The following is an 11,350-nucleotide window of genomic DNA, read 5'->3' as shown; positions in this document are numbered from 1 at the left end:
CGGGAAGTCGGCGTGGGGTTGGGTTCCGTTGTTTTCCCTCCGCGCTTTCACCTCCCCACAAACCCCAAAACAACCACACAACAACAAGAACCCCCCCCCCCCCCCCCCCCCCCCCCCCCACTCCTTCGTCGTCTCTTCGGATCGCGGAGGGTTGTGCCGCGTGCACCGCGGGTAGACCGGGCTACGACCGAATCGCCCGGCGCACTCCGTGAGGTGAACAGCAGTGGTCTTGGAAGCTCTCGGTGCGATCCTGCTCGGACTCGGCGCCTCGTGGGCCGCCCTCCAGCGACTTCCCCACCGGCTCCCCTCCCGCCGCCCCGTGCTCGCCGCGGGATCCCTGGGCTCGCTGTTCGGCGCGGTGCTCACACACGCGGCGCTCGGCCCCGGTCACGCGGTCGCGACGCTGATCGGCGCGGTGGCCGTCGGGGCGGTCCTGCTCTCCCTGCTGCTCCGCCCGGCGGGCCACGGTCTGCGCCGGCCGATGCCCTCCTGACGCCCCCGGCCGCGGGTCGGCCGCCGCGAGGGGGAAGGCTCAGGCCGCCAGTCCCAGCGCCGCCATCCGCTTGGTGTGCGCCTCGGTGATCCGCGAGAACATCCGGCCGACCTCGGCCAGGTCGAACCCGTCCGCCACCCCGCCCACCAGCATCGTCGAGAGCGCGTCGCGGTCGGCCACCACACGCTGGGCCTGCGACAGCGCCTCGCCCATCAGCCGCCGCGCCCAGAGCGCGAGGCGCCCGCCGACCCTCGGGTCGGCCTCGATCGCGGCGCGGACCTTCTCGACCGCGAAATTGCCGTGCCCCGTGTCGTCGAGCACGGCGAGCACCAGATCGCGGGTGTCGGAGTCCAGCCGGGCGGCCACCTCGCGGTAGAAGTCACTGGCGATCGAGTCGCCCACATACGCCTTGACCAGGCCCTCCAGCCAGTCCGACGGCGCGGTCTGGCGGTGGAACTCGTCCAGCGCGGCGGCGAAGGGGTCCATGGCGCCGGTGGGGTCGGCGTCGATTTCGCCGAGGCGGTCGCGCAGCCTCTCGAAATGGTGGAATTCGGCGGAGGCCATCTTCGCGAGTTCCGCCTTGTCGTCCAGGCTGGGCGCGAGTTTGGCGTCCTCGGCGAGCCGCTCGAAAGCCGCCAGTTCGCCGTAGGCGAGCGCTCCCAGCAGATCCACGACCGCGGCCCGGTACTTCGGATCGGCGGAGGCCGCCGCCCAGTCCTGGGCGGCGATCCCGGTGAGTTCCGAGGGCGCGGAACCGGGTGTGGAATCAGGGGCAGTGGCGTTGTCAGACGTCTCCATGGAGCGCACAATAGCCCGCTCCGCCCACGGCGTAAGGGCCTGGTCAGAGACTGCTCTCATACCGTTCCGACGAATTCGTCCAACACACATGCGCGATTCCGGGGTACAGTGGTAATGCGCCTGCCGAGTATTCGGTGGGCCATCGCAGTGTTTGACCGGGAGAGCTGTCCCGGACAGGCCCCATAGAGGATGCCCGGTCGGTGGCCCGATCGGCTCCGACCCCGACCGCCCTCCGCGCGGACCGTGCGCACAGCTGCGTACGACCGCAGATGAGGGGCCCCCTCAGCGGCACGAGCGCTCGAGCGACGGCAGTGGTCCCGCGCCATCCGGCCAATCCACGGCCGGCCGAGTACCCAGGTGCGGTACGACCCCCAGCGTTCGCCTCGTGTTGCGTCTCACAGAAGAGGCAGCACCCTGACTACGACTTTCCGAGACCTCGGAATCCTCCCCGAGACAGCCGAAGCGCTTGAAGCCGTCGGCATCGTGTCTCCGTTCCCCATCCAAGAGATGACCCTCCCGGTCGCGCTGTCCGGCAAGGACGTGATCGGCCAGGCCAAGACCGGCACCGGCAAGACGCTGGGCTTCGGCCTGCCGCTCCTGGAGCGCGTCACCGTCCCCGCCGACATCGAGGCGGGCCGGGCCGTCCCCGAGCTGCTCACCAACGCCCCGCAGGCCCTCGTGGTCGTCCCCACCCGCGAGCTGTGCCAGCAGGTCACCAACGACCTCCAGACCGCCGGCAAGGTGCGCAACGTGCGCGTGCTGGCGATCTACGGCGGCCGGGCCTACGAGCCGCAGGTCGAGGCCCTGAAGAAGGGCGTCGACGTCGTCGTCGGCACCCCCGGCCGGCTCCTCGACCTGGCGGGCCAGCGCAAGCTCGACCTGTCGCACGTGCGCGGACTCGTCCTCGACGAGGCCGACGAGATGCTCGACCTGGGCTTCCTGCCCGACGTCGAGCGGATCATCCAGCTGCTGCCGGCGAAGCGCCAGACGATGCTGTTCTCGGCCACCATGCCGGGCGCGGTCATCGGTCTCGCCCGCCGCTACATGTCGCAGCCGACGCACATCAGCGCCACGTCCCCCGACGACGCGGGCGCGACGGTCGCCAACACCACCCAGCGCGTCTACCGCGCCCACTCCATGGACAAGCCGGAGATGGTCGCGCGCATCCTCCAGGCCGAGGGCCGCGGGCTCGCGATGATCTTCTGCCGTACCAAGCGCACGGCGGCCGACATCGCCGACCAGCTCGCCCAGCGCGGCTTCGCCTCGGGCGCCGTCCACGGCGACCTGGGCCAGGGGGCGCGTGAGCAGGCGCTGCGCGCGTTCCGCAACGGCAAGGTGGACGTGCTCGTCTGCACCGATGTCGCCGCCCGCGGTATCGACGTCGAGGGCGTGACGCACGTCATCAACTACCAGTCGCCCGAGGAGGAGAAGACCTACCTCCACCGCATCGGCCGCACCGGCCGCGCGGGCGCGTCCGGTATCGCCGTGACGCTGGTCGACTGGGACGACATCCCGCGCTGGCAGCTGATCAACAAGGCGCTGGACCTGGGCTTCCCGGACCCGCCGGAGACGTACTCGACGTCGCCGCACCTCTTCGAGGAGCTCAGCATCCCCGCGGGGACGAAGGGCATCCTGCCGCGTACGGACCGGACGCGTGCCGGTCTGTCGGCGGAGCGGGTCGAGGACCTCGGTGAGACGGGCGGCCGCGGCCGCAAGTCCGCGGGCCCGTCGGCGCGGTCGTCCGCCTCCGTGAAGGAGGAGCGTCCGGCACGCACGCGTACACCGCGCCAGCGCCGCCGCACGCGCGGCGGGACCCCGCTGGAGGCCGTCGAGGCACAGCCGGTGACGGCCGACGCTCCGGCGGCGACCGCGTCGCTCGACACCGCCGAGGGCGCGGACGCCACGGAGCCGCGTGCCCCGCGCCGTCGCCGGCGTACGCGCGTGAGCGTGCCCGCCGAGGCGGCCGAGGCGGTCGCGTCGACCGTGGCGCGGCCCGCGGCCGACGTGTTCGTCGAGCCGGTCGCCGAGCCGAAGGCCGACGCCGACGCCGAGGTGGCCACCAAGCCGCGCCGTCGTCGTACGCGCGCCTCCAAGCCCGCGGTCGAGGCCGCGAGCACCGTCGAGACCCCGGCTCCCGCCGTGGTCGCCGACGGCGACACCGGAACGAAGGCCGAGACCAGGCCCCGGCGCCGTACGCGCGCCAAGGCCCCGGTCGAGGCGGTCTCGGCGAAGGCCGCCGCGACGGAGGCCGACGCCCCCGCCGCCGAGGCCAAGCCGCGCCGCCGCCGTACGCGTGCGGCGGTCGCCCAGCCCGAGAGCTGACACGGCGCATCCGATGGCCCGGTCCCCCGCGAGGGGCGCCGGGCCATCGGCGTACGCGCGCCGCCGCGGGCGGATGCCCCCGGTGCCCCGGCCGGGTGAGGCGGCGGTGGGCAAGGGGTTCTACCCTCGTCGCATGAGCCGGCCGCCGACGTTCACTCCCCCGCCCTGCGCCCGCGCGCTCCAGTTGCCGACCGGGCGCGGGCCCTTCGCCGTGCTCGACGCGCGCCCCGAGGGGGCGCCACGGGGCACCGCGCTCCTGCTGCCCGGGTACACCGGCAGCAAGGAGGACTTCATCGCGATGCTGGCACCGCTCACCGAGTCCGGTTACCGCGTCCTCGCCGTGGACGGCCGGGGGCAGTACGAGTCCGACGGCCCCGACTCCCAAGAGGCTTACGCCCAGAAGGAGTTGGCCGCCGATGTGCTGGCGCAGGCGGCGGCGGCAGGCGCCCCGGTCCATCTCGTGGGGCACTCGCTCGGGGGGCAGATCGCCCGCGCCGCCGTCCTGGCGGACCCGCGGCCGTTCCTGACGCTCACGCTGATCTCGTCGGGCCCCGCCCGCATCGCGCCCTCCCAGGAGGAGCGCGTACGGCTGCTGAGCGAGGCCCTGGAGCTCACCGGCATGGACATGGAGCAGGTCTGGGCGGGCATCCGGGCGATGGACCCGCCGGAGGAGACCGATGTCGACGGCGCGGATCTGCGCCGTCGCTGGCTCGCCCACAACCCCGCCCAACTACTGGCCACGGGGCGGCAGTTGACGATGGAGCCGGACCGGGTGGCCGAGCTGGCGGCGGTACGGGGCCTGCCCTTCCATGTGATGTCCGGCGAGCGGGACGACACCTGGCCGGTGCCGTTGCTCGACGACATGGCGCGGCGGCTGGGCGCGCGCAGGACCGTGATCGAGGGCGCCGAACACTCGCCCAACACCGACCAGCCGCTGCGTACGGCCGCCGCGCTGGGCGCGTTCTGGGACGAGGAAGGCCGGCCCCGGGGGTGAGGGGCTCGACGGCCTCACCCGCTCAGAACTGCGCCTGGAGGTGCTGCCAGAAGCCGTCGCGCAGCGCCCGCCGCAGCACCGCGTGCCCCCGCAGCGACCGCTGGAGCAGCTTCTCCGCCTCGATCAGCAGGTCCTGGTCCACCGGGCCCGGCAGATACGGATGACCCGGCAGCAGCTCGGCCATCGCCACCCGTCCCCGGCCCACCAGCCAGGTCGCCGCGATCTGCGCGCCGATGAAGCGCACCTGTTCGCGCGAGGGCGGCGGATCGCCCTCGTTCTCGTACGTGGTGACCGGCCGCCGCGTCACGTAGGGCTGCCAGAAGTCGAGGTCGAAGGTGCGCTGGCTGTCGACCTCCCACAGAAGCGGCTCGGCCTGGTTGCGCCCGTCGGCGGCCTCGATGCCCCAGAGGTGCACGCGCGCGCCGTACCCCTGCGCGGCCTCGACGGCGGACACCAGGTCCTCGTCACCGCCCACGAGGGCGGCGTCGCTGATCGCCCGGTGTCTGGCGAGCGATTCGAGATCCGTGCGGATCAGCGAGTCGACGCCCTTCTGCTGGTTGTTGGCGTTGAGGTTGCCGAGGCGGACCTTGACGTCGGGCAGTTCGGCGATGGACTGCTGCTCGGGGGTGTGGATACGGCGCCGCGCGCCGTCGTACCAGTAGACACGCAGCAGTCTGCTGTCCGCGAAGATCGTGCGTGCCTTGTCGATGAACGCCTCGATGAGCCCCTCGGCGTCGAGGTCGAAGGCCCGGCGGTCCTCGGTTCCCGCGACCAGTAATCCCGCCGCAGCGTAGACGTAACCCGCGTCGACGAAGATGGCGTGGGTGGACGGGGTCTTCGCGACCTCGGCCAGCATCCGCTGGAGCAGTTCGTTGGTGCGCTCCAGCCGGGCGCCGACCTCGGCGATCTCGGGGTTGATCTCTGCCTCGCTCATACGGGGCCTATTGTCCGTGGGCACGGCTGTACCCGCCAGTAGTTAGTCGACCGAAGATTTTCCTTAGTGTAGGGAATGTTTGCAGAGGGCAAGACGTTGTGGCCTTATGTAATCGATGATGGGCTTTCCGTCACACACAGTTCTCCTACGGAGGATCAGACGAAGGGAGAAGCGGTATGCGCTTCGAGATCATGCGACTGAACGATGCTGACGGCACCGCCGTGGACAGCACCGTCGTGGACGCCGCCTCCGTCAATCAGATCGTGCAGCAGGCCGCCTCAACAGGGCAGCGCCTCTATATCCGCCCGGCCGTCACCACGGCCTCGTGATACCCCGGATTCCCCGGATCCACTGACCGGCTCGAGCCGGAGCGGCCCCCGTACGGACGATCCGTACGGGGGCCGCTCGGCTTCCGGACGCCGAAGCGCCTCGTCAGGCTCCCTGGACGACCTGGGTGATGCCGTTGATGATCTGCTGCACGGCGATGGCGGAGAGCATCATTCCGGCGAGCCGTGTCACCAGCACGACCCCGCCGTCCTTGATCAGCCGGATGATCACCAGCGAGTAGCGCATCGTCAGCCAGAGCACGGCGTGCATCGCCACGATCGCCGCCCACACCGACACCTGCGCCGCGGCGCCGTCCGCGTGCTGGACGGCGAGGATCACGGAGACGATCGCGCCGGGGCCCGCCAGGAGCGGCATCCCGAGCGGTACGAGGGCGACGTTCACGTCCTTCGTCTGCTTGGGCTCGTCGGTCTTGCCGGTGAGCAGATCGAGCGCGATGAGCAGCAGGAGCAGCCCGCCCGCGATCATCAGCGCGGGGACGGAGACGTGCAGATAGTCGAGGATCTGCTGGCCGAGGATGCCGAAGACGGTGATGACGCCGAAGGCGACGGCCACCGCCTGCCAGGCCATCCGGCGCTGGACCTTGGCGGGGCGCCCGGAGGTGAGGGCGAGGAAGATCGGCGTGATCCCGGGCGGGTCCATGATCACGAAGAGGGTCAGGAAGAGGGAGCCGAAGACGGCGGCGTCGAACACGGTGTGTGGCCTTGCGGGGAGTGGGTGGACGGAGCGCGGCCCATGAACGGGCCGGGGGCGGCGCGGGGCGCGTACGACGGCGTACGCGGTCCGCCGCCGGGCCGGGGCGGGACGGGCTACGAGGTACGGGGGCGGGACGTGGGAGGAGCTGAAGATGGTGGGGCTGCGGGACGTTGTGGGCGCTTACGCCTGTCCACCCGTGCCGGGCACCGGGAACGCGCCCGAGGCGCGCCGCACGATCTCGCCGTAGATCTCCGGGTCGGTGCTGTACTCCCCGAGCCGGACGGTCTTGCGGGTGCCGTGGTAGTCGCTGGAGCCCGTGGTGAGCAGGCCCAGCTCGGCGGCGAGTCCGCGCAGCCGCGCGCGCGTGGGCTCGTCGTGGTTCATGTGGTCGACCTCGATGCCGTCGAGCCCCGCCTCGGCCAGCCGTCCGATCGCCGCCTCCGTCACGACCGCGCCCCGGGCCACGGCGAGCGGGTGCGCCATGACGGTGACGCCACCGGCGGCCTTGACGAGCCGGATCGCGTCGAAGGGGTCCAGTTCGTGCCGGGGCACGTGCACCCGGCCGTGGTCGGCGAGCCAGCGGGAGCCGAACGCCTCGTCGACCGAACCGACGATGCCCAGCTCGACGAGGGCCGACGCGATGTGCGGGCGGCCGATCGAGCCGTCCCCGGCGATCCGGGCGACCTGCTCCCAGGTGATCGGCGCGCCGAGCTCCTGGAGCTTGGCCACCATCGCCCGCGCGCGCGGCACCCGGTCGTCGCGCACCAGCTCGCGCTCGCGCAGCAGCCGGGGTTCGTCCGCGTCGAAGAGGTAGGCGAGCATGTGCAAGCTCACACCGTCGGTCCGGCAGGACAGCTCCGCGCCGGTGACCAGGGTGAGCGCGCTGTCGAGATCGGCGAGGGCCTTGACGGCCTCGGCGTGGCCCCGGGTGGTGTCGTGATCGGTGAGGGCGACGACGTCGAGCCCTGCTGCGGCGGCGTTGCGTACCAGCTCGGCCGGGGTGTCCGTGCCGTCCGACGCCGTGGAGTGGGTGTGCAGGTCGATACGCACCACGTACTCCAGGGGCTCGGCCGGACAGGGGACGCTCCAGGATAACGGGCGTGCCGGGCGCTCCCCGCCGCCCGGCCCCGGACCTCCCCGGCCGCCCGGCGAGCCGGGCCCGGTCAGCTCAGCAGCCGCTGCGAGAGGGCCCCGCACGGCAGCAGGTCCACCTCGGCGCCCGCGTCCCGCAGATCGGTCAGCACCAGCTCGTCGTACATCAGCAGCCCCGTCTGCTCCGGCCAGACGATCGCCCAGAGCCACAGCCCGAGCGCCTCGCCGGCGAAGACCGCGCGGTCGGGCGGGACACCGGGGACGTGCCAGAGCGGGGTGGGGCGGCCGGCGGCCAGCAGTTTGGCGTGCGGGGGTTTGTCACCGCAGATGTGCGGCCCCGGGTCGGGTCCGTCGATCCCCGCGTAACGCGCCCCGAGTCCGACGCCCAGTTCCTCGGCGACCAGCAGCATCTCCCCCGTGCCACCGAGCGGGCCGGGCCCCGAGCAGGCCACGGCGGTGGCCCGGCCGCCGCTGCGGTCGTCACCCGCGTACGCCACACCGGAGAAGAGCCAGCCGACGGGGAGCGGCCAGGGCATCCAGACGGGGACCCTGGCGCGGTTCACCACCACTCCCAGGGCTTCGACGCTGGGCGGTATCACCGGCTGCATCGGATGGACCGTGCCGTGCGTGTCGCACTGCCAGGAGTCGGCGAAGAGACCGGGCGCCCTCACCCGGCCACCGCACTTCGGGCAACCTGGTTCGCCCCTCATATCGCCCAACGGTCCTCCGCGCCCGCCGCCCCGTCAAGGACGATCACCCGTCCGGCACAGAACCCTGGCAAATACCAGCGGCCTGTACGAGACGGGGAGTCATCCCGGCGGCGTACGAGGTCCGGCGGGCGTGCGCGCTCCGGCGTACGCCCCACGGAACCGGTGGCCCTCCCGACCGGACACCGCCTAGTCGAGCGGGACCGAGCCGCGCACCGGGTCGCGCAGGTCCGTCCCGTGCGCCAGCCACCGCTCCCGGAGCGCCTGCGCGCCCTTGACCCGCTTCCACGCGGCCTCGTTGGGCGTCATCGGGAGCAGCGGCAGGAACCGTACGGGGTCGAGCGGTGCGTCCAGCTCCAGATCGGCCACCAGCCCGCCGGACTCCGCGACGAGCACGGAGCTGAACGGCGCGCCCGGCCACAGTGGTTCGCCGACCTCCAGGGCCGCGCCCGGCGCCACGACCAGGCCCTCGACCTGGGGTGACGCGGCCAGTACGGCGAGGGGGCGCAGCACCTTGTCGGTGTCGGCCGGCCCGGCGCGTACGGACAGGACCAGTTCGGCGCGCGGGCCCCGGTCCGGGTCGGGGACGACGACCGTCGGGTCCGCCATCGGCCGCGCGGACATCCCCAGCGTGGCGTAGCGCACCACGGCCCCGCCCGGGCCCGGCGGCTCCCCGGCCCCCTCCCGGTCGCCGGTGTCGAGGAAGCGCAGCACCTCGACACGGTCCGTGCCCACGAAGGTCATCGCGGCGCGCGCGTCGGGCTCCCCGAGCGCCGAACACAGCCGGGCCTCGACCAGAGAGAGAACTTCTGCCATCCCGTGAGCATAGAACGCCGTCCTGACGGGCAAGAGACCGAATTGGCCCGGATCGGCTGCTAGTCTGGGCCGCCGGTCGGGACAGCGCGCACCAGCGTCGCTCTCCGGTCCCGACACACGTCATCCCCCACGGGGGACCGGCCGGAGGAGGTGGGGCTGCGGTGGATCGAAGTCACCCGGCCAGTACCAGCCGCTCTTCCTCGCGCTGTACCGCCTCTCTCTGAGGCCCTGCCCCGTACAGGCCCGCGGCTCGTCGCACGACGGAAGAGCACTGCACCAGCTCTGTATTGCCTGTCTGTAGCGAACGCCGTCACCGCGTCCTCGCGGTGCCGCCCGCTTTGCGGACGTATCCGCGCCGTTCACGTCAAGGCACGTCATCGCGGTTCGATGGTGTGCCGGACCGTACCCGCGTCACGTCCCCGTTCCGGGCTGTGCCACGCCCCGCCGACGGCCTCTCCGTGAGGAGCCCAGCCATGTCGATGATCCGTGACCTGCGTGCGGCGGTCCGTCCGTCCCTGCGCAAGAGCAACACCGCCTACAACACCTACGACTCCACCCGCGACCCCTCGGCCTCCAGCGCCGTCGTCGACTGCGCCGTCTACCGCGACGGCCGCCGGGTGAAGGACGAACCGTGCCTCACCCCGCACGAGGCGATGCTGGAGGTGCGGAAGGGCGGCGGCTTCGCCTGGATCGGCCTCCATGAGCCGACCGAGGCCGAATTCGCCGGTATCGCCGCCGAGTTCGGGCTGCACCCGCTCGCCGTCGAGGACGCCGTGCACGCCCACCAGCGGCCCAAGCTGGAGCGCTACGACGACACCCTCTTCGCCGTCTTCAAGACCATCCACTACGTCGAGCACGCCGAACTCACCGCGACCAGCGAGGTCGTGGAGACCGGCGAGGTCATGTGCTTCACCGGCCGGAACTTCGTCATCACCGTGCGGCACGGCGGCAAGGGGTCGCTGCGCGCCCTGCGGCACCGGTTGCAGGACGACAGCGAACTGCTCGCCAAGGGGCCCTCGTCCGTCCTGCACGCGATCGCCGACCATGTCGTCGACGGCTACATCGCGGTGGCCGCCTCCGTGCAGGACGACATCGACGAGGTCGAGATCGATGTGTTCTCGGCGCCCGCGAAGGGCGGCCCGCGCGGTTCCGACGCGGGGCGGATCTACCAACTCAAGCGCGAGGTGCTGGAGTTCAAGCGGGCCGTGGCACCGCTGCTGCGCCCGATGCAGTTGCTGAGCGAGCGTCCGATGCGGCTGGTCGAACCCGATGTGCAGAAGTACTTCCGTGACGTCGCGGACCATCTGGCCAGGGTTCACGAGGAGGTCGTCGGCTTCGACGAACTGCTGAACTCGATCCTCCAGGCCAACCTGGCGCAGGCGACGGTCGCGCAGAACGAGGACATGCGCAAGATCACGTCCTGGGCGGCGATCATCGCCGTACCGACGGCCGTCTGCGGCGTGTACGGCATGAACTTCGAGCACATGCCCGAACTGGGGTGGAAGTACGGCTACCCGATGGTGCTGGGCGGCATCGCGGTCGTCTGTCTCACGATCCACCGGATGCTGAAGCGCAACGGGTGGCTGTAGGGCCGCCGGGTGACGGCTTAGGCTGCGGGACATGACAGAAACCGCCCCCGGCTCCCCGCTCCTCAGCAAGGCGCTCGTCGAGGAGGCGACCAAGAAGTCCGGCCTCATCTGGGTGCGGGCGGGCGGTCCCGCCCGTGCCCTGTGGCACGTGTGGGCCGACGGCGCCGCGCTGGTCGTCGGGGACGGCGGCGAGCAGCCGCTGCCGGGGCTGGTGGACGGCTCCACCGCCGATGTCACCGTGCGGAGCAAGGACAAGGGCGGGCGGCTGGTGGCCTGGACCGCCTCCGTCACCGAACTCGCGCCCCGTACGGAGGCGTGGGAGGCGGCCGTGGCGGAGCTGAAGGGCAAACGGCTGAACGCGCCGGACTTCGACGCGATGACGGAGCGCTGGGCGCGCGAGTCGCGGGTGCTGCGCCTGGAGCCGCGGGACGCGATCACCGACATGCCGCGGGACTCGCAGGCGGCGGCGCCGCTGCCGACCCCGGCGACGACGCGGCGGCCGGCCCCCGCGGCGGTGCCGCGTCTGCTGTTCCGGCGCGCCGGAAAGCGGGACTGAGGCCGGGG

Annotated in this window: 12 protein-coding genes; 6 read left to right on the top strand and 6 right to left on the bottom strand. The window is 72.2% G+C overall.

The window, feature by feature from the left end; translation table 11 throughout:
- Positions 1 to 223 precede the first annotated feature (223 nt).
- Complete coding sequence (locus ACZ61E_RS14825; protein WP_469700032.1) at positions 224 to 493, top strand: hypothetical protein; 270 nt, start codon at positions 224 to 226, stop codon at positions 491 to 493.
- A 39-nt stretch (positions 494 to 532) separates the two neighbouring features.
- Here ACZ61E_RS14825 and ACZ61E_RS14820 read toward each other — a convergent pair whose 3' ends face one another.
- Positions 533 to 1,291 (bottom strand): ferritin-like fold-containing protein, encoded by a 759-nt coding sequence (locus ACZ61E_RS14820; protein WP_469700031.1) that lies wholly within the window; start codon positions 1,289 to 1,291, stop codon positions 533 to 535.
- A 507-nt stretch (positions 1,292 to 1,798) separates the two neighbouring features.
- On the opposite strand from ACZ61E_RS14820, the gene ACZ61E_RS14815 reads away from it, so the two are divergent.
- Together ACZ61E_RS14815 and ACZ61E_RS14810 are read left to right on the top strand one after the other, a co-directional pair.
- Positions 1,799 to 3,613, top strand: a complete 1,815-nt coding sequence (locus ACZ61E_RS14815) for a DEAD/DEAH box helicase (RefSeq protein ID WP_469700030.1) — start codon at positions 1,799 to 1,801, stop codon at positions 3,611 to 3,613.
- Between the two features lie 133 nt (positions 3,614 to 3,746).
- Positions 3,747 to 4,607, top strand: a complete 861-nt coding sequence (locus ACZ61E_RS14810; protein ID WP_469700029.1) for an alpha/beta fold hydrolase — start codon at positions 3,747 to 3,749, stop codon at positions 4,605 to 4,607.
- A gap of 22 nt (positions 4,608 to 4,629) precedes the next feature.
- Here ACZ61E_RS14810 and ACZ61E_RS14805 read toward each other — a convergent pair whose 3' ends face one another.
- Positions 4,630 to 5,541: an NYN domain-containing protein gene (locus ACZ61E_RS14805; RefSeq protein WP_469700028.1), complete on the bottom strand. Its 912-nt coding sequence runs from the start codon at positions 5,539 to 5,541 to the stop codon at positions 4,630 to 4,632.
- 176 nt (positions 5,542 to 5,717) lie between these two features.
- On the opposite strand from ACZ61E_RS14805, the gene ACZ61E_RS14800 reads away from it, so the two are divergent.
- On the top strand, positions 5,718 to 5,870 hold the full coding sequence (locus ACZ61E_RS14800; RefSeq protein ID WP_187280063.1) for a hypothetical protein: 153 nt from the start codon (positions 5,718 to 5,720) through the stop codon (positions 5,868 to 5,870).
- Positions 5,871 to 5,973: 103 nt separating this feature from the next.
- Here the strand turns inward: ACZ61E_RS14800 and ACZ61E_RS14795 are convergent, their stop codons facing one another.
- The 4 genes from ACZ61E_RS14795 to ACZ61E_RS14780 all read right to left on the bottom strand — a co-directional run bounded on the left by ACZ61E_RS14795 (position 5,974) and on the right by ACZ61E_RS14780 (position 9,197).
- Positions 5,974 to 6,579 (bottom strand): MarC family protein, encoded by a 606-nt coding sequence (locus ACZ61E_RS14795; RefSeq protein WP_469700027.1) that lies wholly within the window; start codon positions 6,577 to 6,579, stop codon positions 5,974 to 5,976.
- A gap of 183 nt (positions 6,580 to 6,762) precedes the next feature.
- Complete coding sequence (locus ACZ61E_RS14790) at positions 6,763 to 7,632, bottom strand: PHP domain-containing protein (protein ID WP_469700026.1); 870 nt, start codon at positions 7,630 to 7,632, stop codon at positions 6,763 to 6,765.
- A 113-nt stretch (positions 7,633 to 7,745) separates the two neighbouring features.
- The gene (locus ACZ61E_RS14785; RefSeq protein ID WP_078075218.1) at positions 7,746 to 8,384 is read right to left on the bottom strand and encodes a DUF6758 family protein; all 639 of its coding nucleotides are present in this window, start codon (positions 8,382 to 8,384) and stop codon (positions 7,746 to 7,748) included.
- Between the two features lie 186 nt (positions 8,385 to 8,570).
- Positions 8,571 to 9,197, bottom strand: coding sequence for a suppressor of fused domain protein (locus ACZ61E_RS14780; protein ID WP_469700025.1), 627 nt, complete (start codon positions 9,195 to 9,197; stop codon positions 8,571 to 8,573).
- 473 nt (positions 9,198 to 9,670) lie between these two features.
- Between ACZ61E_RS14780 and ACZ61E_RS14775 the strand changes: the two genes are divergently transcribed.
- Positions 9,671 to 10,786: a magnesium and cobalt transport protein CorA gene (locus ACZ61E_RS14775; protein ID WP_469700024.1), complete on the top strand. Its 1,116-nt coding sequence runs from the start codon at positions 9,671 to 9,673 to the stop codon at positions 10,784 to 10,786.
- 31 nt (positions 10,787 to 10,817) lie between these two features.
- A complete protein-coding gene (locus ACZ61E_RS14770; RefSeq protein ID WP_469700023.1) occupies positions 10,818 to 11,342 on the top strand; it encodes a hypothetical protein in 525 nt (174 codons plus the stop codon).
- Positions 11,343 to 11,350 lie beyond the last annotated feature (8 nt).

This window comes from Streptomyces sp. NPDC104581, assembly GCF_055583685.1.
Note: the sequence above shows the minus strand (reverse complement) of the source record. Positions and strands in the feature narration are given on the sequence as shown.

Coding starts and splice junctions, on each gene's coding strand:
- ACZ61E_RS14820 (WP_469700031.1), bottom strand. CDS start 1,291: ATGGAGACGTCTGACAACGCCACTGCCCCTGATTCCACACCCGGTTCC.
- ACZ61E_RS14815 (WP_469700030.1), top strand. CDS start 1,799: ATGACCCTCCCGGTCGCGCTGTCCGGCAAGGACGTGATCGGCCAGGCC.
- ACZ61E_RS14810 (WP_469700029.1), top strand. CDS start 3,747: ATGAGCCGGCCGCCGACGTTCACTCCCCCGCCCTGCGCCCGCGCGCTC.
- ACZ61E_RS14805 (WP_469700028.1), bottom strand. CDS start 5,541: ATGAGCGAGGCAGAGATCAACCCCGAGATCGCCGAGGTCGGCGCCCGG.
- ACZ61E_RS14800 (WP_187280063.1), top strand. CDS start 5,718: ATGCGCTTCGAGATCATGCGACTGAACGATGCTGACGGCACCGCCGTG.
- ACZ61E_RS14785 (WP_078075218.1), bottom strand. CDS start 8,384: ATGAGGGGCGAACCAGGTTGCCCGAAGTGCGGTGGCCGGGTGAGGGCG.
- ACZ61E_RS14780 (WP_469700025.1), bottom strand. CDS start 9,197: ATGGCAGAAGTTCTCTCTCTGGTCGAGGCCCGGCTGTGTTCGGCGCTC.
- ACZ61E_RS14775 (WP_469700024.1), top strand. CDS start 9,671: ATGTCGATGATCCGTGACCTGCGTGCGGCGGTCCGTCCGTCCCTGCGC.
- ACZ61E_RS14770 (WP_469700023.1), top strand. CDS start 10,818: ATGACAGAAACCGCCCCCGGCTCCCCGCTCCTCAGCAAGGCGCTCGTC.